The organism is Salinicola lusitanus, assembly GCF_038648475.1.
Taxonomy (GTDB): Bacteria; Pseudomonadota; Gammaproteobacteria; order Pseudomonadales; family Halomonadaceae; genus Salinicola; species Salinicola lusitanus.
Window position 1 is genome coordinate 1,429,080 of the sequence record NZ_CP151919.1, and the last position, 23,124, is coordinate 1,452,203.

The 23,124-nt window shown below is 58.0% G+C and carries 10 protein-coding genes; 8 read left to right on the top strand and 2 right to left on the bottom strand.

Translation table 11 applies throughout. The features are described 5' to 3' along the window. Positions 1 to 527: 527 nt before the first annotated feature. Complete coding sequence (locus AAGT95_RS06570; RefSeq protein WP_342595956.1) at positions 528 to 1,808, bottom strand: hypothetical protein; 1,281 nt, start codon at positions 1,806 to 1,808, stop codon at positions 528 to 530. 151 nt (positions 1,809 to 1,959) lie between these two features. Between AAGT95_RS06570 and mads1 the strand changes: the two genes are divergently transcribed. The 7 genes from mads1 to AAGT95_RS06605 all read left to right on the top strand — a co-directional run bounded on the left by mads1 (position 1,960) and on the right by AAGT95_RS06605 (position 20,130). Further along, positions 1,960 to 2,178, top strand: a complete 219-nt coding sequence (gene mads1 / locus AAGT95_RS06575; RefSeq protein WP_342595957.1) for a methylation-associated defense system helix-turn-helix domain-containing protein MAD1 — start codon at positions 1,960 to 1,962, stop codon at positions 2,176 to 2,178. Next, positions 2,175 to 6,338, top strand: coding sequence for a BREX system serine/threonine kinase PglW (gene pglW, locus AAGT95_RS06580; protein ID WP_342595958.1), 4,164 nt, complete (start codon positions 2,175 to 2,177; stop codon positions 6,336 to 6,338). Before mads1 ends, pglW begins: the two co-directional genes overlap by 4 nt. Positions 6,339 to 6,458: 120 nt before the next feature. Beyond that, complete coding sequence (gene pglX, locus AAGT95_RS06585; RefSeq protein WP_342595959.1) at positions 6,459 to 10,163, top strand: BREX-2 system adenine-specific DNA-methyltransferase PglX; 3,705 nt, start codon at positions 6,459 to 6,461, stop codon at positions 10,161 to 10,163. A gap of 20 nt (positions 10,164 to 10,183) precedes the next feature. Next, complete coding sequence (locus AAGT95_RS06590) at positions 10,184 to 13,891, top strand: phage resistance protein (RefSeq protein WP_342595960.1); 3,708 nt, start codon at positions 10,184 to 10,186, stop codon at positions 13,889 to 13,891. Beyond that, positions 13,891 to 16,695 (top strand): BREX-2 system phosphatase PglZ, encoded by a 2,805-nt coding sequence (pglZ, locus tag AAGT95_RS06595; protein ID WP_342595961.1) that lies wholly within the window; start codon positions 13,891 to 13,893, stop codon positions 16,693 to 16,695. Before AAGT95_RS06590 ends, pglZ begins: the two co-directional genes overlap by 1 nt. 10 nt (positions 16,696 to 16,705) lie before the next feature. After that, positions 16,706 to 18,025: a BREX system ATP-binding protein BrxD gene (gene brxD, locus AAGT95_RS06600; protein WP_342595962.1), complete on the top strand. Its 1,320-nt coding sequence runs from the start codon at positions 16,706 to 16,708 to the stop codon at positions 18,023 to 18,025. Then, entirely contained in the window at positions 18,022 to 20,130 is a 2,109-nt protein-coding gene (locus AAGT95_RS06605) for a DEAD/DEAH box helicase (RefSeq protein WP_342595963.1), read from the top strand. Before brxD ends, AAGT95_RS06605 begins: the two co-directional genes overlap by 4 nt. A 387-nt stretch (positions 20,131 to 20,517) precedes the next feature. Here AAGT95_RS06605 and AAGT95_RS06610 read toward each other — a convergent pair whose 3' ends face one another. Beyond that, on the bottom strand, positions 20,518 to 21,204 hold the full coding sequence (locus AAGT95_RS06610; RefSeq protein WP_342595964.1) for a YagK/YfjJ domain-containing protein: 687 nt from the start codon (positions 21,202 to 21,204) through the stop codon (positions 20,518 to 20,520). Positions 21,205 to 22,115: 911 nt separating this feature from the next. On the opposite strand from AAGT95_RS06610, the gene AAGT95_RS06615 reads away from it, so the two are divergent. Next, on the top strand, positions 22,116 to 23,084 hold the full coding sequence (locus tag AAGT95_RS06615; protein ID WP_342595965.1) for a DUF932 domain-containing protein: 969 nt from the start codon (positions 22,116 to 22,118) through the stop codon (positions 23,082 to 23,084). The last annotated feature ends 40 nt before the right edge of the window (positions 23,085 to 23,124 follow it).

Below are 23,124 nucleotides of genomic sequence, written 5' to 3' on the forward strand. Positions count from 1 at the left end.
CGGCAACCAGCGCGCTCGGCTTGAACGCTATCTGATTACCCTATTATCTGGTCTGAATGGAGGTAAGCCGGCGATTCATCCGCGATGGCTAGGTCTCTCAAGCCCAAGGGCAGCCATTGCAGGTAGTGGATTATGGAACCTAGAGCACGTCGGCTCGCCTTGGTCGGATGCTGGAGGCGACCTGCTTGAAGAGACCTTTGAAGCTATGGCGGTTCATGGCTGACTAACGGGCAGCTTACAGAAATTCCCATCTCGACTCCCCTCCCGCTGGCTTAGGTTGGGCGCGATCATCTCATTACCATCAGTAGCGAAGTATGCCATTGCACTACTGGCCGGCTAACCAACGGAGATGATGACCATGACAAAAGGCAAGACACCCATGACCCCGGCTGCTGCCTCACGTATCCAGAGCCACTCTGCCAAATCGAACGGGGGCGCAGTATCCAAGGGCTCCTTCAGCTCAAGAGCAACCAGCGCGGGTGCGCGCAATGCTGCAAGTAATCGTGGGAAGAAGTAATCGGTGACTACTATGGCTCAGGCTGGCCCTTGGCCGCCTGGGCCATGGCGTGTTGCCAGTACTCTGGATATTGGGAGAACTTCGCCAAGATCCATTCGAAGTTTATATAGTCGTCAAGTGCGGGTACTTTCTTCACCAATGAGTCTAGATGTACACGTTCATACTCGATCCATTGGGTCCAAGCCGTAGCTGCGCGCGTTATGATAAATGGCAGAAAGGCGCCATAGACCTCTCCGGTCAGTGACTCCAAGAACTTGGTGAGATGGTCAGCCTGGGGTACTGTCCCGGACCTCCATTCCTTCAATTGTCTGCGGCGAGTTTCATCCGCGGCGTCCAGAATATCTTGCAGGCAGGCATTCTCATTGACTCGCGTTCGTGAGCCCTCGGGGCGGGGCAGGTGAAGTGCCATGGCGCGGTAAGATAATGGCCGTTCGTTGGGCGCCGAAAACGAGCCACGCCAGAGCTCGTAAAGCTGATATGTAGGTGTGACCAATTTTCCCTGCTTCAACTTTGGCGTCAGCTGCCCCATAGCGCCATGTACCACCAGAGCATCATCCAAATCAGCTGATAGCTGCAGCGTTTCTCGAAGCGGCAGCATGTCAGCCATGAAGCTGGCCAGAAGCTGATGGTAGAAATCCGTCCGCAGGCTGAACGTCAGCTTGAGCGCGTCGGCTACCAGCTCAAGTGATTTGGATTGCCCTGAACGGTTAGCGTCGACTACGACATTGGAGTAGATCTGAATCTCTTGTGGGGCGAGGAGAGTGTGATGCCGGCAAGTTTCGCAGAAGGCAGTCTGTATCCGAGCAAGTCTCTCTACCTGAGAAACATTCGTGTTATTGGCACGATGAAATGCCAGCATCATTTGACCTTCCGCCACGCTCCGCTGCTCCAGAAAGGCGAAGGTTCGAGGTAATTCCAGCTTAGTTGGCTGATGGCGATTGGCGCCTTCAAGTAAGCCTCGCGCCGCTCGCAACCATTTCGTACCGTTGGTGGCCTTGACGACAGGTTCTGTTGGGACGGCCTCTTCCAGTAGCTCTATGAACCCCTTTTCCCTTGCGCCTTGATGGATATTTGCCTCGATCATCTCGGCAATGCGTGGCGTCACGCCTTCCTGGCAAGCTTTCCTAAGGGTTTTCAGATCAGGCTTATTAAGTCTTAGATCCTGATGCAGCCAGTAGATCGGCGTATGCAGCCCCGTGGGCCCACCAAGCCAACTTAGGAGTTCCGCTATAGGCGGGATGAAAGGAAACGGACTATCGGGGACGTCAAATTTGATCTTCTCCTGCGCCATGTTTCCTCACGGATCCTTGAAATGATGTCCTGCCTCACACATTGCTCGAGGCTCCCTTCCTAAGAGAATGCGTCTTTGTAAAGTCTTGTTCGGCTCCAGCCCTCCTGACTATACTGGCCCGCATTGTACTCTTTTGACAGGCTAGGCGGAGATGACCGAGCAAATCATGACTATCAAGGAGGTAGCCGGCTACCTCAAGGTCCATGAGCGGACTGTCTACCGACTGGCCTCTAAAGGTGAGCTTCCGGCTTTCAAGGTAGCCAACACTTGGCGCTTCCGTTTACAGGACATTGATCACTGGATTCGCCAGCAAACGGGAACGCTGGCGAGCGCCGGTGCGGAGCAGACAGGCAGAAGGGCCGAGTCATGAGCATGGCCAATCACTGGAAACAGATTACGCCGTCGGACTATGCCTGGGAGCGCGAAGCACTTGAGTTTTTGCGCGAGGCGCTGCCCGACCATGACCCCTACCGTGCGTGGTCCAACTTCGAGTTCATCGCCCAGGATGGCTCCATAAACGAGGTCGACCTGCTACTGCTCACTCCGAAGGGTTGTTTCCTGGTGGAGGTGAAGTCGCACAGCGGCGAACTGAGCGGAGATGCCAGTACCTGGGTGCAGATCAAGCGCAATGGTCGTCGGCAATCCTTCGATAACCCTCGCCTGCTCGCGGATCGCAAGGCCAAGAAATTGGCCTCTCTGTTAGGGGGGCAGCCCTCCAGCCGCAAAAGTAAGGATCGCATCCCTTTTATCACTTCCCTGGTGTTCCTCTCGTCGGAGAACCTGATCACACGGCTGGAAGGTCCCGCGCGGATCAACGTCTGCACGCGTGACGATGTGTTGGGAAGTCTGATCGAGATGCACGAGGATCCGCCTCACCGGATCATGTCGCGCCCTGTGGCCAAACTGCTCGCGCGCGCGATGGAAGAAGCCGGCATCAAAGAGTCGAAGCGGTTACGTCGCGTCGGGCAATACGAACTGACCGAACTGCTTGACGAGTCTGACTATTACCAGGAGTGGTTAGCCCGCCACCTTGACGTGGGAATGGCTCGCAAGGTTCGCATCTATCTGACTCAGCACCGCCCGCCGGAGGAGGCACGACGGTTGCAGAAGGCCGCTGAGCTGGAATTTCGCATACTGGAAGGTCTGGAACATCCAGGAATTCTCAAGGCATTGGACCTATTGCAACACGACCATGGTCCAGCACTGGTCTACGAGCACGACCCGGAGGCGTTCCGCCTCGACCTGCTGCTGCGCAACAATATTCGCCGGCTGGATACACTGCAAGCCATCGACTTGGTCCGGCAGATTGCCGAGGCGGTAAAGTACGCCCACGGCCAGCGGCTCTATCACCGCGCGCTCAGCCCCCAGAACATCTACGTCAAGCAACTCCCCGATGGGGGACTGCGCTGCAAGATCGCCAACTGGTCCACTGCCAGTCGAATCTTCGAGAGCGATACCCAGCAGCTGAGTGTGCTGAGCCACCTCACCTATCTCGTGCGAGAAGAGGCGGGGCCCTATGTGGCGCTTGAGGCGCACCAGGGCGGGGCAGACGGTGTGCAGATGGACGTCTTCTCACTTGGGGCCATTGCCTATCACCTGTTTACCGGCAATAAGCCAGCCGAGAGTGATCTTGAGCTTCAAGACAAGCTTAGTAACGGCAAGGGGCTACAGGTCACCGATGCCCTAAACGGTGCCAGCCACGAGATGCAGGCCCTGGTCCAGTATGCTACCCATCCCGATGTCAGCAGCCGCATCGATTCGGTGGATGAATTTCTGGAGGAGCTGGAGAGACTTGAGCAAGTTCTCTCACGCACCGAGGGAGAAATACCTACGGCGCCGACCGAGGCTCAGCCGTCGCAACTGCTGACAGATGGCATGCGAGTCATCAAACGGTTGGGTAAGGGAGCATCCTCGGTAGTATTTCTGGTTGATCACCACGGTCAGCAGCGCGTGCTCAAGCTGGCCGTGACGCCGGATCACAATGCCCGCCTTCAGCAGGAAGCACATACCCTGGCGAGTCTGCGTCACCAAGCTATTGTGGGCTATCACGACAGTGTGGATTTGGGAGGCCACGTCGGTCTGCTGATCGACTTTGCCGAGCAGGGCACGTTAGCCCAACGGTTGCGGCGCGAAGGCGCTGTGCCCCTAGGTATGCTGGAGCGCTTCGGTGAAGATCTATTGGGCGCTTTATTACACCTGGAAGATCACGCCATTTTCCATCGTGACATCAAGCCGGAGAATCTGGGACTGATCAAGCTGGGCGGTAGCCAGCTTCACCTGGTGATGTTCGATTTTTCTCTCTCCCATGCGGGAGCCGACAACATCACCGCTGGCACCCTGGCCTACATGGATCCTTTCATCCGCGATCCGGGCCGCCGCCGCTGGGACGATTACGCCGAACGCTTCGCCGCTGCGCTGACCCTGTACGAGATGGCCGCCGGTAGCCTGCCGGGCTGGGCCGGTGATACCGGTTTACCTGCCCTTATCGAGGGCCAGCTGCAAATCGACAGCAACATGTTTGATCCGCATATCCGCGACCGGTTGACGGCCTTCTTCGATAAGGCGCTGATCCGCGATGTACGCAAGCGCTTTGCCAATGCCGAGGAGATGCTCAAGGAGTGGCGACGGGTGTTTATGAACGCCCAGAAGCCGAGCCTGCAGCCACAGCAGCAGAACACAGGCACCTGTACTTTCGACGAGGCCTCGCTCGATACTCAGATCGGTCTGCTGCCGCTGCGTCCTGCGGCGCTGGATGCACTGACCCGCCGCGGCATCAATACCGTGGCCGACCTGGTAGGCCTCAGCCGCAGCAAAGTTCGCGTCTGGGTCGGCGTGGGCAGCCACACCCGTGCCGAGCTCTCCGAGGCCATTGGCGTCTTGCAGGAGCGTCTGCAGACCGAGCAGCAGGCACGTGAGCGAGCTCAGGGCGATGATGAGCATGCCAGCATTGACCGCCTGTTCGGCATGGTGATGCCTGCCCGGCGTGCGGACCCGCAGCGTCAACAGTTTCTGAACGAGTATCTGGGGCGGCTGGATAATGATAAGCCCAGCGATAGCCATTCAGTCCACTGGCCCACGATGCTTAGCATCAGCGCCCATACTGGGCTCGACACGACCGAGGTACGCTCCTTCCAGGACAAAGTGATTACCCTGTGGAGCAAGAACAAGGCGATCACCGAGGCCAGGGACGAGATAGCTGAGATCCTGGCTGATAACGGCGGCGTGATCACCGCACTCGAAGTGTCGGAAGCTTTGCTGTTGCGCCGCGGCTCGCTGCAGGAGAGCCCGCTGCGTGAACGCTGGGCCCAGGCCGTGGCACGCGCCGCCGTGGACACCGAATTGGCTAAGCAGGAGCCGCGCTGGATCATTCGCCGCATCGGGCATCGCCTAGTGCTAGCAGATAACATTCAAGGGCGAGGCGAGGAGCTTGCCGACTATGCAGAGGCGCTGGGCCAACTGGCTGATGAATGCGTGGCGCAGGAGGCCCTGCTCTCCCCCAGTCGAACCTTGGAAAAGATCCGCAGCGTACCCGCGCCGGAAGCCTCGCTAGGCCTGAGTAATGCCCGCCTGCTGCGCCTGGCCGCCGCGACGTCACAGCGCGCCGCTCTTTCTAGCCGTGCCGAATTTTACCCCATCGGGATGAAGGCCCAGCGGGCCTTGGAACTGGCTCAGGGGGCGCTACTGGGCAGCAAGGCGCTCACCGTGAGAGAGGTACAAGAGCGTGTACAGGGCCGCTATCCCATGGCCGAAGCTTTGCCACCCAGGCCTAAGCTGGATGATCTGGTGCACAGCTTGGACATGGGCTTTAAGTGGGATGGCGACTTCGAGCTTGCCAATAAGAAGCGAGGCGCCTACTGCCTGCCGCTCGCCAGTCTATCGACCAGCGGTGGTCGTAGCCTGACCCAGAGCCATTCCAGCAGCGGAGACGAAGGGCAAGGCACCACTCTCCAGGATGTTCAATCGCTTGAGCAGTCGATTCGCAATGCTCTCGACAGCGCCCGCTTCCTGGCGCTGACCGTACGTCCCCGCCAGTGGGAGCAGGCCAAGGCCAAGTTGCGTGCCAACTACTCGTTGATGCTGATCAGCTTCGATGAGCTGCTGCTGCGCCATCTGCACAGGCTATGCGCTGGCATGTCACGCCCCCCGGACTGGTCGGTGGTGCTAAAGGCCGACGCCGCCGAGCACACCAGTCGAGATTGGCAAAACCTGCAGCGCCTGGTTGCTAGAGTGCTGCCAGCGATGGCGGAAGAGATTCGCGAGGCTGGCCAACCGGTGCTGCTCACGGAGCCCGGCCTGATGGCCCGTTATGAGCTGGTCACCACCTGGCTCAATGAGTTGCGTCAGCATCTGGTGATCTCCACTGGCGATGGGACAACGTCCCACGCGTTGCTGCTTTTGATCGCTGCCGACGCCCAGCAGGATGGTGCTACGATCGATGGCGTGACAGTGCCGCGAGGAGCTGGCACGCGCGAATGGGCACGGATTCCCAGCGTCTGGCTGGAGAACGACACCATGGCCAGTGTGGCGTGACCACTCACCAGGCCAGTGCTCTAGAAACCAAAGGATAGCCGGCCAGCCGTTCGAGACGGCCATCCGGCATCTGCTGATGACGCGCTGAGCACCGTAAATACAATTAATACGCAAGGGATAATGATGATTGATCGCGAGCATCTGCTGAGCGACCTGAAGGCTGAGCTACCCAAGATCGAAGCGGATATTCTTCAGTACAGCGAAAGACACGCCGAGCTAGGACGGCACCTAAAGGGGGAATACGACAAGGCCGTGGAGGCCGGCCGCACGGCCGAGCACTTCGTTGCCTGGCGGGAGGCACAAATCACCCAGGCCGCCGCAGCTTGGGTGCTGACCTGTGTGTTCGTGCGCTTCCTGGAGGATAACGACCTGCTGGATGAGCCGGTGCTCTCCGGCCCTGCAGAGCGCGAAGATGCCAGCAGCCCCCTGGCCCATGCCAAGGAGCGCATTACCCACCACTTCAACGAGCACCCGGCCCACGGCGAGCGCGAATACCTGCTGGCATTGTTCCGCGAGCTTGACCAGTACCCGGTGATCGATGCCTTGCTCGACCCGCGGCATAACCCGCTGTGGCAGATTCCGGTCTCCGACGACGGCGCCAAGCGCCTGGTGGACTTCTTTCAGCGCATCGATCCTGAGACGGGCGAGCTGATCCACGACTTCACCGATCCCGAGTGGGATACCCGCTTCCTAGGGGACCTTTATCAGGACCTTTCGGAGTCTGTGCGTAAGCGCTATGCGCTGCTGCAAACGCCGGAGTTCGTCGAGGAGTTTATCCTCGACTATACCTTGACCCCGGCCATCGAGACCTTCGGCCTGGAGGGGCTGCGGCTGATCGATCCGACCTGCGGCAGCGGCCACTTTCTGCTCACCACCTTCGAGCGGGTGTTTAACGCCTGGCTACGCCGCGAGCCGGCCACCAATGCTCGTCACCTAGCTCAAAGGGCGCTGGATGTGGTGCACGGGGTGGACATCAACCCCTACGCCATCGCCGTGGCCAAGTTTCGCCTGCTGATCGCGGCTCTGAGGGCGGCGGGCTCGGATAAGATCCGCAACGCCCCGGATTTCGACTTCCACTTGGCGGTGGGCGACTCCCTGCTGCATGGCAAGCGCCATGAGTCTGGAGGAGAGGGGCTTCAAAAAGATGCTTTTGATGATTCGCTTCGTCACGTTTTTGAGTCGGAGGATTTGTCTAAACTCAACGCCATCTTAGGGCAGCGCTATCACGTTGTGGTGGGTAACCCACCATATATCACCGTAAAGGATAAAGCGCTTAACGCAGCTTATCGCACCCTATATCCAACTTGCCACCGCAAGTATTCGCTTGGTGCGCCTTTCACTGAGCGTTTCTTTGACTTGACACATCTTGGTGAGGATAACCAGGCGGCAGGTTATGTAGGTATGATTACTTCTAACAGTTTTATGAAAAGGGAATTTGGAAAAAAGCTGATTGAAGAGTACCTGCCAAGTAAAGACCTTACTCATGTAATTGACACTTCGGGGGCTTATATCCCGGGGCATGGCACACCTACGGTTATACTATTTGCGCGTAATAGACTCCCCAAGCATGATAAGGTGCGCGCAGTTTTAGGTATCCGGGGAGAGCCGAGTACACCAAAAAACGCCGCTTATGGTAAAGTTTGGCGCTCTATTTTAGGTTTATTAGAGCGCCCAGGTGAGGAAGATTCTTTTGGTAGTTCAGTCGATCAAGATCGTGAGCTTTATAAGGTGCACCCTTGGAGTCTAGTAGGTGGGGGAGCAGGGGATGTAAGAGCATATCTGGAAGGTAATAAAGAGACACTATCTAAAATAGTAGACCTGATAGGTTTCGGTGTTATACTTGGAGATGACGAAGCATTTAGTTTGCCGAAAGAGAAAGCTTTTTCAGCAGGCTTTCCTCAGCAAAGCAGATATGTAATTGAAGGTGAAGCTATTAGAGACTGGGATGTTGGCTCAGATGAAATAGCTATTTTTCCTTATGATAAAAAAATATGTTTTAATCCAAGTGAGGAGTCGCTTAGGTACTTATGGCTATTACGAACTCATCTTTGGAAACGCGATACTTTTGGGAAAAAGAGTTTCAAAGAAGCTGGCAGGGGATTCGCCGAGTATCATCAGATTCCTGTGGAAAGGAACCGTCGCGCCCTTTCTTTAGCTTTTGCTGAGGTAGCTAGCCATAATCATTTTGTTTTTGACCGAGGGGGGAAAATATTTAAACAGACTGCGCCAATGATTCAGCTTCCTGATGGGACGTCGGAGAATGATTACCTGTTTCTTCTCGGGTTGTTGAATAGCTCTACTATATGTTTTTGGATGAAGCAAGTAAGTCATCAAAAACAAATGACTGGTGGAGATGGGGTCCGTGTTGATTCAAAAGCGAAGGTGCCCTATCAATTTTCGGGAACACAGCTGAAAAAGTTACCATTGCCAGATGTTTTTAATGATCAGGGTTTTAAAAATAACTTGCTAGGCTTGGCTAGAGAAGCGGATGAGATTTCCTCAATGCTTCATGGGCTTTCTGCTGAGAAGGTGCTGAATGAGGCACTTGGTACCGGCAATTCACCTAAAAATGCATTAAAAGAAATCCTGAAGAAACGCACTGCTTTGCGTAGCCGGCTGGTGCTGATCCAGGAGGAAATTGACTGGAGAGTCTACCATGCTTATGGTATCTGTGACTCCTCACTGTTGGCTGATATTGATGGCTGGATGAAGCAGGGAATAGCGCCAGGTCAGCGGCCTTTTGAAATTATTTCCGGTTTTAATCAAGACGGATTCGATGTGCCGAACAGTGTGCCAAGCGATTGGCCTGAAGCTATGCAGAAAAAATGGCATCAGCGTATGCAGGCAATCCGTGATAATAGCACAATAAGCATTGTTGAAGACTCTAATTACAAGCGTCGTTGGATTGGACGCCAAGGTTTATTTAATCATTCTTCCCGTTCAGATGAGCTTAAAAATTCTTGTAAAAATTGGCTGTTGGTCTGTCTGGAGACTGCTGCCAAAAACAACGACTCCGAGCTACTGACTGGCGCTCAGCTGGCTGACCGCGTGCGCCACGATGATAAGTTTCAGCAGGTCGCCGAGCTCTACACCGACAATCCGCTATTTGACGCCCAGCAGCTGGTTACCGAGCTGATCACCATCGACGAGGTACCACAGATGGCCCCGGCACGGCTCAAGCCCACGGCGATCAAGAAGTTCCGTGCCTGGCAGGAGACCTGGGACAAGCAGCGCCAGGAAGATGCTATCGACGCTGAGTTCGGCGTGGCCGAGCCGCTCAGCCCCGAAGATGCCGAGGACGCCGAGAAGGTGAAGGGCTATGAGGCGGCCAGGAAGCAGGCCGAGGCCAAAAAAGCCGCCGAGGTAGGCGCCATCCCGGTGCCCCCCAAGTATGCATCCACCGACTTCCGCAAGAGCAGTTATTGGCCGCTGCGCGGCAAGCTTGACGTGCCCAAGGAGCGCTTCTTCAGCCTGCCCGGCTGCGAGAAGCCCGGCGACAGTACCCGGGTGATCGGCTGGGCTGGCCTCGATCATCTGCAGCGTGCCCAGGCCATCGCCGGCTGGTACATGGAACGCAAGGAGCAGGACGGCTGGGAGCCTGACAAGCTGATGCCCATGCTGGTGGCTCTGGAGGAGCTGATCCCTTGGTTGAAGCAATGGCACAATGAGCTGAACCCAGAGTTCGGCGAGCGCATGGGCGAATTCTACGAAAACTTCCTGTTCGAGGAGTTGCGGGAGCTCGAGCTCACCCGTGATGACCTACTGGCCTGGCAGCCCTCGGTGGCTCGCCGTGGCCGCCGTCGCAAGACCGCCACCAGCGCCTGACAGGGAAGGAAAGAATACCGATGACATTGATCAAAGAGCTGATCGAGATTCCCGAGAAGGTGCAGCGCGGTGATTTCGTGCTCAACCTCTCTCACGGGCTGGAAGGCGACGCCATTCATCAGACCCTGGCGCAGTACGTGGTGACCCCCCAGCTGGCCAAGGCCTTCGAGGATGCGCTGAGCTTTATCAAGAGCACGGTGGTGGGCAGCCAGAACCGTCAGAAAGGCGCCTACCTGCACGGCAGTTTCGGTAGTGGTAAGTCACATTTCATGGCGGTGCTGCACCTGCTGTTGCAGGGCAATCCGGAGGCCCGGGCCATTCAGGAACTGGCGCCGGCAGTCAGCAAGCACGATGAATGGCTGCAGCAGCACAACATCTTGTTGGTGCCCTACCACATGATCGGCGCGCCCAGCATCGAGGCGGGCATCCTAGGTGGCTATGTGCGCTACATCAAGAAGCGCCATCCGGAAGCCCCCCAGCCGGGCTTCTACTTGAGCGACCGTCTGTTCCGTGATGCCGAGGGGATGCGTAGTACGCTGGGGGATGACAAGTTCTTCGAGATCCTCAACCAGGAGGGCGCCGCTCCGGCGGAAGATGACGGCTGGGGAGAAGTGGGCGACGAGCGCTGGACGCCGCAGAGCTTCGAGGCGGTGCTAGAAGGCCGCGCGAGCATGGAGGACCACACCGCCCTAGTCTCGGCGCTGGTGGGCACCTTCTTCCAGTCGATGAGCGACCTGGCCAACGCCTCCAGCGATGAGCTGAAGTCGGGCGAGAAGGTCGGCTACGTCGATTTCGACGAAGGCCTGCGCATCATGACCCAGCACGCCAAGTCGCTGGGCTATGACGCCGTGGTGCTGTTCCTCGATGAGCTGATACTGTGGCTGGCCAGCCATATCTCCGATCACCAGTTCATCGCCAACAACATCCAGAAAGTGGTCAAACTGGTGGAGCCTAGCGAGCCGCGGGCACTGCCCATGGCCAGCTTCATCGCTCGCCAGCGTGACCTTCGCGAGTTCGTCGGTGACCAGACGGTGGGGGCGAACCAGGTCGCACTGAGCGATTCTCTAAAGTACTGGGAGGGACGCTTCCACACCATCACCCTGGAAGACCGCAACCTGCCGGTCATCGCACAGCGACGCCTGCTCAAGCCCAAGGACGAGGCCGCGCGTCAGCAGATCCAGCAGTCCTTCGACGCCATCGACAAGGGCCTGCGCGAGGACGTGCACAACATCCTGCTGACCACCCAGGGCGACCGGGAGATGTTCCGCGCCCTCTACCCCTTCAGCCCGGCGCTGATCCAGGCTCTGGTCGCACTTTCCTCGGCGCTGCAGCGTGAACGTACGGCGCTGAAGGTGATGCTGATGCTGCTGGTGGAGCAGCGCGACACCCTGGAGCTGGGTGGCGTGATTCCGGTCGGTGACCTCTACGATGTTATTGCCTCCGAGGCCGAGCCCTTCTCGGAGCAGATGCGCGCCCACTTCGAGAACGCCAAGCAGCTGTTCGAGCGCAAGCTGATTCCTCTGCTGGAAGCCGAGCATGGCATTACCCTGGCGGAGGCCAAAGAGCAGTCAACTAACGATACCAAGGCCAGAGCCTTCAACAACGACCTGCGTCTGCTCAAGACCCTGCTGCTGGCCGCCCTGGTGCCGGAGGTTGAGAGCTTCAAGCAGCTGACCTCCCACAAACTGGCCGCCCTCAACCACGGCACCATCAAGTCGCCTATTCCGGGGCGCGAGGCCTCGGCAGTGATGGGTCGCTGCCGCCGCTGGGCCGGCCAGGTCGGCGAGATCAAGATCAGTGAGGACAGCAGCAATCCGACCATCGCTGTGCAGATCTCGGGAGTCGACACCGAGAGCATCCTTGAGCAGGCCCAGATCCACGATAATCCCGGTTCACGCAGCAAGATGATCAAGGACCTCGTTTTCGAGGCCTTCGGCATCCACGACGATGGCCAGCTGTTCATCGAACATCGCTGGCTATGGCGCGGTACCTGGCGACATGTCGATGTGCTGTTCCAGAACATCCGCGAGATCGACGACTTCAATATTTTCGAGGCCAACGGCGACGACTGGAAACTGATCGTCGACTTCCCGTTCGATACCGGTAACCATTCGCCGGCGGATGACCGGGCACGCGTTCAGGAGTATCTCGATACCGGCAATACGACGTGTACGCTGTGCTGGCTTCCCTACTTCCTGAGCCAGTCGGCCCAGCGTGACCTCGGTATTCTGGTGCGACTTGACTATGTGCTGAAGAGCGATGACCGTTTCAGCTCCTTCAGCAAGCACCTCACCCCGGTGGATCGCGCCCAGGCGCGCACCCTGTTGGAGAATCAGCGTAGTCAGCTACAGCAGCGCTTGAAGGATTGCCTGCTGGGAGCCTACGGCGGCAGCAGCGCCATTCCGGGTACCCTGGATGACTCCGTGACCATTGACGAGCAGGTGATGTCGCTGGAACCCAGCTTCAAGCCGCGCCTGCCCCACGGAATGAATCTCGGCCAGGCTTTCGAGCAGCTGCTCGACCAGGCACTACGCTTCCAGTTCCCCGAACATCCCGAATTCAAGACGGAAGTCCGCATCAACGATCTCGGCAAGGTGCTGGCGGAGATGCGCCGTGCGGTACACGCCACCAATGGGCGAATCGATATCGAGGGATCGCTGCGCGGCCTGATGGAGAAGATCGCCGAGCCGCTGGGGCTGGGCACCATGCACGAGCGCCACTTCGTCTTCCAGGACACCTGGCCCAATCGTTTGCGCACCAACTTGGCCAAGATGGGCCAGGGCACCACGTCGCTGACCGTTGCCCAACTGCGCCATGCCATCGACCATCCTGAACCGCGGGGACTGACGAGTGAAGTAGAGAACCTGCTTATACTGGTGTTCATGGAGCACGGCCACTACGCCTGCCAGCTGCATGGCCAGGAGTACGATCCTGGCCTCAAGGACCTGCCGGATAATCTGGTTCTCAGCAAGCAGGAACTGGCGGAGCCCGGCGCGTGGGCACGTGCCCTGGAGAAGGCCGGCGCCATCCTAGGGGTGACTCTGCGCAGCACGCTGCGAACCGCCAACCACCAGAACGACTTGGTCAGGCAGGTGCGGGACGAGGCGGAAGCCTATCTATCCAGTTCGGAAAACCTGGCGGAGGCGCTTCGTCGACAGCTCTCACAGCTCGGCGTGGCGGACCAAGGCCAGCGCCTGGCCACCGCAGAATATGCCGTCAGCCTGATGGATAAGCTGCGCTCGTTGGAAGGCACGGCACTGGTACAGCACCTGGCCGATAGCCAGCCGCCCAGTTCCGATCAGGCATTGGGCCGCAGCCTAAAAACCGCTCAGGAAGTGGCCAGCCGAATCAAACACAACAACTGGGCCTTGCTGGAGAAGGTCTGGAAGGGCGGCAATGCCGAGGCACAGGCCATCAAAGAACGGGTCATCGAGGCACTGAAGGCAGATGAGCTGGCCAAGCCGATTGGCCCGGTGTTGGATCGCGCACAAAACGATGCCACGGCACTGATTGCGCCTACGCCCTCTGTCGATCCACCGCCGCCTACCGGCGGGGAGACTGGCACTGGTACCGGTGGGGCCAGCCGTGTGGTGCGTCGCGATCGGCGCCATGGACTGTCCCTCCAACAGGCGCGGCAGCTATTTGCTGAACTCGAAGCCGAACTGGCCGACGACCAGATTCTGGATGTGGACTTTACTATCACGACCCGTGAAGGACGCGATGCCTGATGCCGACCACGCGATCCACCCGTCACGCCGATAGCATGCCAGGAGCGATCTACAACCAGCTTCAGGCGATTCTGCAGCGTGATCCCGAGGCCGACCGGATTGCTCTGAAGTGGAGTGAACCCCTTCAGCCCGAGGTGCAGAGCCGTGGCATCGGCGCGCGGGATGTAAGACTGATCTGGTGCCCTTCCGAATTGGCCATTCGCGAGGTCTTGGTGACCCATCGCGGGCCAGAAAAGCTGGTTATCCTGTCGCCGTTCGACCAGAGCCAACTGGGCAAGGATGTTCTGGCTCGCCTGTGGAAGAACGAGCCGCAGCGGATCAGCCCGTGGCGAACGTTGGAGCAGCTGGCCCATGTGCAAACCATCGACCCACGGCTGACCCGGCATCAGGGGCGCTGGATGGCGGAGGCTTTGCTGGATGGCTTCGACCGATTCCAGGGGCATATCGTCTTTGGTGAGGTGCTGGACCTGGAGACCGCCTGGCAGGCGTTGGCGTGGGGCTATCTGGATTACACCGCCCCAAGCCTGGAGCTGCCCTCGCTGTTTCGCTGGTCATTGCAGGAGAATGCGGCACGGCGTATCGCGGCCCTGCCAGAGAATGTTTGTGAGCACTTGGGTGAATGGCTCAGGCCTGCGTTGCCACGCACGGGGTCGCTGATCGAGAACCTGCTGCGTGAGGGCCACGCCCACCATCTGCTGGCCGTTGGCCTCGCCTGCAGCGTGATGTATGCCCCTGAGCTGGAGGCCTCCGGTCATCTGGAAGCTCAGTCCATCTACTCGGGGCGCGGCCGGTTCATCGAGCGTTACTTGAATGGGTATAAGGTCGGGAGCGACGTGCTGGCTGAGTTCGGCAAGGGCGCGCTGGAGACCACGCGAAGCCTCCTCCGGGAGCAGGGGCAGAAGGCCATCAGCCAGAGCTTGAGCCAGGCGGAGCAGATTCTGGCCAGCCTTGATTTCATGCCGGTGGTAGGCCTCTCCCCGGTGCTGCCGGGTGGTTTGATGCAGCGCCTGAGCACTCTGGCCCAGGCCTTGGAAGAGGGCTGCGAGAAGCGTCGCGTAGATACCGCCGAGCTGGCCTGGCAAAACCTTCGGACACACTGGTTGACGCATGAGACCCAGCGTCATGACCAGATGCAGCGCGCTGAGATGGCCCTGCGCCTGTTGCGCTGGCTGGTACAAGGGACGCCTTCCTTGACGGGGACCGCCCACCAGATGCTGAGCCACTACGTAAGTGATGGCAGTTTCGTCGACTGGGCACGCACTCAGTTATGGGCGGGAGAGGACCACGAGGCACTGGCTCGCGTCTATGCCACTCTCTCGGAGTTAGCGACACAGCGCCGAGAACAGCAGAATCGCGACTTCGGGCGCCACCTCCGCGCCATTGCGCGCGGAGATACGCTGGCCGAATCGTTGGTGCCGGTAGAGCAAGCCCTAGATCAGGTGGTCAAGCCCATCGTGGCGGCGAAGAAACCCGTACTGCTAATAGTGATGGATGGCATGAACGAGGCGGTATACCGCGAGCTTCAGGAAGACCTGGTGGCCTATGGCTGGATCGAGACCAGTGAAAAGGCTGAAGCCCCGCCCCGCTGCCTGGTATCGGCTCTGCCGTCAGCGACGGAGTTCAGCCGCTGCTCGTTGCTGTCGGGCTCCCTGAGCCGAGGCAGCGCCACTCAGGAGAAACAGGCCTTTGCCGGTCATACGGCGCTGCGGCAGCTGCTGTCGACGCGCTTCCCCCCGTTGCTGTTGCACAAGCAGGACATTCAGCAACCCGGTAGTGGAGGCCTTGCAGCTAGTGCACGGGCACAGATTGCAGGCACCGAGTACAAGGTGGTGGGGGTAGTGATCAACGCCATTGATGACCAGCTCTCCAGCAGTTCCCAGGTGGTGGTGAAGTGGAGCCTGCAGTCGATTCCCATGCTACGCCAGGTACTGGAAGCGGCACGAGAAGGCGGCCGAGCCGTGATCGTCACCAGTGACCATGGTCACGTGCTCGATCATCATTCCCAGTACGCCCAGACCCAGGAAGACACCCATAACGGTGAGCGCTATCGCGAAGAGGGGGCGATCCCCTCGGAGCTGGAAGTGGAGGTAAGCGGACCACGCGTGTTGACGGCATCTCAGCGTGCGGTCATTCCCTGGTCGGAAAAGCTTCGTTATACCAAGGGTCGCAACCATGGTTACCACGGCGGCGGCAGCCTTCAGGAGGCGGTGATTCCCCTTGGGATCTACATCAGTGCCAGCGACCCGGATAGGATATCAGGGTGGACAGAGCTGCCCCGCCGGTTTCCTAATTGGTGGGCAGCCGACAGTTCAGCAAGCACCATTGTCGAAGAGCGCCCCCAAGCTGGCATGTCGCCTTCAAGGCCAGCCAGCAAGAAGAAAAAAAAGGCCGTGTCCGACGACAGAGTTCCCGACCTGTTTGCCGGCGATACGCCCCCCGACAGTTCGGCGCCTAGCGTCGAGCAGGACGCTACCCATGAGATGGAGGAGACGCACCCTGACTCATGGATCGAGGCCCTGCTGGCCTCACCGATTTACCAGCAGTCGCTTCAGCGCGCAGGGCGATCAGCCGTCAGTGCCGAGCAGATGCGTCAGCTTCTTGAGCTGTTGGAACAGGGCAAGGGTACCGTCATGGAGACTCAGATCGCGCAGCATCTGGCCATACCGAGGATTCGCCTGCGTGGCTTCCTTTCGTCTGCCCAGAAGCTGCTCAACCTGGATGGTTATCCGTTGCTGAAGACTGACCGGGAAAGTCGTACCGTGATGCTGGACAAAGCATCGCTCAAGGTACAGTTCGAGCTGTAAGGAGCCTCTTGTGAGTATCAGTCGCCAGCGCCGCCAGGACATTATCGACGCACTGCGCCGTGGCACCGTTCCCCAGTATGGCCTGGACGCCCTGGCGGTGGGTCTGGGCCACTTGACGCCGGCATTCGACGAGGAGCTTGGCAAAGTCACACGCGGCGGCGGCGTCTTCAAAGCGATCCGCGGCGAATATGGTAGTGGCAAGACCTTCGTCAGCCGCTGGCTGCGCGAGCGTGCCCATGGATTAGGCTTTGCCTGTGCCGAAGTCCAGGTCTCCGAGACGGAAACCCCGTTGCATCGTCTGGAAACCGTTTATCGGCGACTCATGGAGCGCCTGACCACGGCTGACTCACCCACTGGCGCTTTCCGCAATATCATCGAGTCCTGGTTCTATACACTGGAAGAGGATGTGCTGTCGCAGCAGACGATCGATCCGGATGATGTGGAAGCCTTGGTGCAGGCCACCGACACGCTGATGGAGCAGCGGTTGGGAGAGGTGGTTCGCTCGGCACCCGCCTTTTCGCTGACCCTGCGTGCCTACCGGCAAGCCCTGCTGGAGGGAAACGAAGAGATCGCCGATGGTCTGCTGGCGTGGATGGCAGGCCAGCCCAACATTGCTGCCAGCGTGAAGCGCTATGCGCGCATCAAGGGCGATATCGATCACTTCGGCGCCTTGAGCTTCCTGCAGGGCATCCTGACGATACTTAAGGACTCCGGCCACCCCGGCCTGCTCCTAGTACTCGACGAGGTCGAGACACTGCAACGCATGCGCGGGGATGTACGTGACAAGAGCCTCAACGCTCTGCGTCAGTTGATGGATGAGATCGACAGCGGCCGCTTCCCGGGGCTCTATCTGGTAATGACCGGCACCACTGCCTTCTTCGAAGGGCCGATGGGGGTTCAGCGCCTGCCGCCTCTGGCACAGCGCCTGGCCGTCGATTTCACCACCGACGCACGCTTCGACAACCCGCGTGCCGTGCAGATCCGCCTCAAGGGCTTCGATACTGAGCTGCTTCAGGAGGTCGGCTGTAAGGTGCGTGACCTCTATGCCGCCAATAGCGATGTTCCGGAACGCATTCGCGCCAAGGCCGATGACACCTACGTGGCGAACCTGGCCCAGGCCGTTACCGGCGATCTGGGTGGCAAGATCGGCATCGCTCCGCGCATCTTCCTCAAGAAGCTGGTGGGGGAGGTGCTCGACCGCATCGACCAGTTTGAAGACTTCGACCCTCGCCAGCATTACGCCCTGACGATCTCTGATATCGAGCTGACGTTGGTTGAGCGTGCAGCGCGAGGGGCCGAATCGACGGATGATATCGAGCTGGATCTATGAGCGCCTTCGACCAACTTCATCCGGCGCTTCAGCACCATATCGTCAATAGCCTGGGCTGGCCTCGGCTTCGGCCCTTACAGGAAGCCACCATTGAGCCGGTGCTCCGTGGTGAGAATGCGATATTGTTGGCCCCGACAGCCGGGGGCAAAACCGAGGCGGCTTGCTTCCCGGTGCTCTCTCGCATGCTCTCGGAGGGGTGGGGCGGGATCAGTGTCTTATACCTCTGTCCGATCAAGGCGCTGCTCAACAACCTACTGCCACGCCTGGAATATTACGCCGGCCTACTTGGCCGGCGTGTTGCTCTCTGGCATGGGGATGTCAGTGCCTCACGCAAGGCCAAGATCATCGCCGATCCGCCCGATATCCTGCTGACGACGCCGGAGTCGCTGGAGGCGATGCTGGTATCGTCTCGCATTGATCATCGTTGGCTGCTTGGGGGAGTACGTAGTGTCATCGTGGACGAGGTTCATGCCTTCGCTGGCGATGACCGAGGCTGGCATTTGCTTTCCCTCGTTGAACGTATCCAGGGCCTGGCGGGCCAGGAAGTCCAGCGGCTTGGCCTCTCTGCGACGGTCGGCAACCCCGAAGCGCTGTGTGATTGGTTGGCCGGGGGCTGTCAAGCCAGACGCAGTGTCATCAATCCGTTGATCGAGGGAGCGAAATCGTCAGACGTTCAGCTCGACTGGGTCGGCTCACTCAAGAATGCCGCCATCGTCATCTCTCGCTTGCACCGGGGTGAGAAGCGGCTGGTATTCGTGGACAGCCGTTCTCGGGTGGAGCTGCTGGCCATGGAGCTGCGTGGCTTAGGCGTCAATACCTTCGTCTCGCACAGCAGTCTCAGCCTGGAGGAGCGCAAGGCAGCAGAAAGTGCCTTTGCTGAGGGCTCGAACTGCGTCATCGTGGCGACCAGCACCCTAGAACTGGGCATTGATGTAGGGGACCTGGACCGAGTGATCCAGGTCGACGCGCCTTATAGCGTCAGTTCGTTCCTGCAGCGTATCGGCCGCACCGGGCGCAGAGCCGATGTGGCCCGGAACTGCCTGTTCCTTGCGACTACCGAAGAAGCCTTTCTCAGAAGCATGGGACTGCTTTCCCTCTGGCGTTCCGGTTTTGTGGAGCCCATTGAGCCACCCGCGTTGCCCCTGCACATTTATGCTCAGCAGATCATGGCGCTGTGTTTGCAGGAACAAGGCATCATCGAGGCAGATATCGAGCGCTGGATTAGCAAGATGCCTGGTTTCAAGCTGATTGACGCCAAACAGCGCAACGCTGTGCTCTACTACATGCTGGAGACCGGCATCCTGCATAGTGACAGCGGCTTACTGAGCATTGGCGAGCGTGGCGAGCGCACTTTCGGTTACCAACACTTCATGGAGCTCGTCTCGGTCTTCACGACACCACCGATGGTGAAGGTCTTCCATGGCAAGCAGGAGCTGGGTGAGGTTCACGAGCTAACGTTTGCCGTGGGCGAGGAAGGCAGCCCGGCTTTGCTGACCCTGGGTGGCAGGAACTGGTCCACTACCTACGTCGACTGGCCGAGGCGACGAGCCTACGTGGAGCCTACTGAGCTCAAGGGTCGCTCACAATGGTTGGGTTCAGGCCAGCCCATGCACTTTGCCCTTTGCCAGGCAATCGAGGGAGAGTTGCTTTCTCAAGATAAACCTGTGGGATATTCGAAACGAGCAGAGGCGCTGCTCGAACAGCTTCGTGAAGAATTCGGCTGGCTTGAACCAAGCCAGACAGTGGTACTCATCGACGGTGAGCGGAGCGCCACCTGGTGGACCTTCGCGGGTGCTGTGTTCAATGCTGCAATGGCCGATGCGCTGGGAGGTCTGGCTGATAAGATCAGTTCCGATAACCTGGCGATATCGCTCAGCAAGGTCGGCGATACGACTCGGTTGAAGCATCGGATCAGACGGTTGATGGATGCGGGTAGCGATGAGTTAGTACAGGTGCCGTTGGATACCAAATTCATCCAGGAACTGAAGTTTTCAGAATGTATGCCTCAACAGCTTTTAGATACTGAGCTACGAGCGCGCTACTCCTGTGACAAACAGTTTATGGCTATACGCGAATCTAGCCTGAGCTTAATTAATATTGTTTAGTTGTGCTGGGAATGGTTTTTCGCCAATTCATACAGAGCAGTGAGCCGAGTTTCTTTTGCTTTTATGGCGAAATTCCATTGTTGTGCTGAAGGGCTCAGTTAGTTGTAGCGTATCGTCAAGTGTAAGCTGATATCGTGCTACTCCTCAGGGCTGCCACGTAATTGATGAATGAGTATTCTACTCACTTTGATAAGTTTGAATTAGGCAGTCTATTAGTGTATTGCTACAGGCAGTTTTCGTCCCGAGTCATCGTATGCGGTAACGTTACCGCCTCTAATGGAAGACGATTCGCATGATTCACCATAAAGTGATTAGAGAAAGCGTGCTTTTAGCATCTAAAATAAAACAGAAGCTAACTATAAGTTAGTCGGCTGGCTATATTGGATCTCAGATGCGACTGGTATTGAATACCTGAACTCCCTGACTAAAGGGCTTGGTATGAGCCTTGCAAAGATAACTGACCCTGAAGAAGGCCTCGTCCTGGGCCATCCAATCATCACGATGCAGACACGTATCGAAGAAGTTCCCTTCAAATGCTTTTCTTCCTGGCTCGACCAGCCCCTCTACATCACAAGACATAACGCTCAGCGCCTTTGCCCACGAACGGGCGATGCGGTGATACATGCAGTTGCCTTCGTAGCCTCCACCGTAGGAAGGCTTTATTCGACCTATCCTACTGAAAGCATTGTAGTTCAGATAAAGCATGACATGGTAATGCGGCTTGCCGCTGCCTTCCTGCTCTCGACACCAAACGTATCGGACTGTCGTCGGATACTTGGTGCGTGCTTTATCGATTTCCTCGTTGAGGTGGCGAAAGAAAAGGCTGATCTTTCGGTTATCATTGCCGAGCTCACCATCAGGCATCCAAAAAGGAAAGCGAAGGTCGAAGCGTAGTGCGAGAACTCGCTCATACTGATTTAAAGCACGCCACTGGGTTAGATACGCACGCTCCAGATAATTCTCGATTAACGGGCAATCGCCGTTGTAAGAAATTTCAAAGTTTCGGTAGTGAGTTCCATAGAAGCACTTGAGTTTCGTGTAAAGTGGATGACGCTTGGGCTGTGTCTGAAACATGATGCACCTTATAGCTAAAGAGATTTACGTATCATGCCTTATGGCATGATCGTCGGTTGAGCGAGGGAGGGGTGCAGGATGGCTTTGTTAATCTCTTGGTGAATTAAGAAAAGTATAATTTACATATTACTGTCTCCGTCATCGAGCATGTTCGAGAATCCCAGTCTGGGCTACGGTTTGTCGCATAGATCATCGGCTAGATTGAGGGTCGCTGACTTCTTCTTCTTCTAAAAAAAGTTCATTTCCGAAGCTTTGTGTGATTGTTGTTCATTCAATTCGTGAGCCATGTTAAAAATAACGTCACTGGTGGGTTTTTATTTTAGGTAGGATGGGTTTTAGCGCTGGCGTCGTATATGTAAAGACGCCGACTTGGTCAGAAGTCAATTTAAACAATATTCAAACCTTTACTATCTCCATGAAGTCGGGAAGCAATGGTTTAGTTGATGCTTCTTTCCCCAATCAGGAGGTTTATATGAAGAATATTTGTCCGAGCTGCGGCTCAGCCGAAGTTCTGCTTCGCCATCAGGGGCGAAAAGTCTGTAGTAGCGCGGGTATCGCCGCGGGGTCCGCTGGCGGAGCGGCAGGGGCTTGGAGTGGAGCCCAAACTGGTGCGCTGCTGTCGGCTTGGGCCGGCCCCGTAGGAATCACTGTTGGCAGCGTAGCGGGTGCCGTGTTCGGCGCGCTGGCCGGAGGTGCAGCGGGTGGTATGACCGGTGCGCGTATCGGCAGCGAGCTCGACGAGCGGGTACTCGATAACCGTGAGTGCCACGCTTGTGGGTATACCTTCCGTGTCGAGGCTGTCCCCCCGAAATCATCGCTGTAAATCACTCAACGCCTTCTCGCATAGGGCTCGTCATCCACGGATGGCGGGCCCTATGTCGTTTATATCCTCTCAAAACAGGAGATATCCCATGGCACACGAACTCGAAACCATGGCCTACGTGGGCGACACGCCCTGGCATGGACTGGGTAATCGCCTCTCACCCGCTCAACCATTGGAAGTGTGGCGTCGCGAGGCCGGTCTCGATTGGCGCATCCAGGAAGCGCCGGTTCGCTACGTCGACGGCGAAGAAGAGCGACTCGGCACCATCCACGCGTTCCCCGAGCAGAAGGTGCTCTACCGATCCGATACCCGCGCGCCACTGTCGGTGGTGTCGCAACGTTATCGGGTGGTCCAGCCGGAGGAGATTCTGGAGTTCTATCGTGACCTGACCGAACATGCCGGGTACGAGCTCGAGACGGCTGGTGTGCTGAAGGGCGGTCGGAAGTTCTGGGCATTGGCGCGTAGCGGGCTGACGACCTCGCTCAAAGGCGTGGATGCGATCGGCGATTACCTACTGCTGGCCACTTCCTGCGATGGGTCGTTGGCCACTGTGGCCACGCCCACCACCGTCCGTGTGGTCTGCAACAACACCCTGAGTATCGCGGTGGATGGCGCCAGCCAAAGCGTGAAGGTGCCGCACAGCACCCGCTTTGACGCCCGTCAGGTAAAACGGCAGTTGGGGATCTCGGTCTCGCGTTGGGACGACTTCATGGTGCGTCTCAAGACGTTGGCCGAGCGGCGGGTCACCCAGCGCGAAGCAGAAGGCTGGTTCCAATCGGTGCTGTGTGACATCTCGACGCCGATCAGTGATACCGCAACGCTTTCCAATCGGCGGGCACTGGAGCGGGTGACGGCGCTGTACAACGGCAAGGGGCGGGGTTCCGAGCTATGCACGGCTAGGAACACCGCCTGGGGGCTGGTCAACGCCGTTACCGAGTACGTCGATCATGAGAAGCGCGCGCGGAGCAACGACTATCGCATGGACTCTGCGTGGTTTGGCCAGGGCGCACAGCTGAAGCAGAAAGCGCTGAATGCCGCACTCGAGCTGGTGACATGAGTTTTCGCCAACGCAAGGTTCATTCCATCACGAAGCAAGA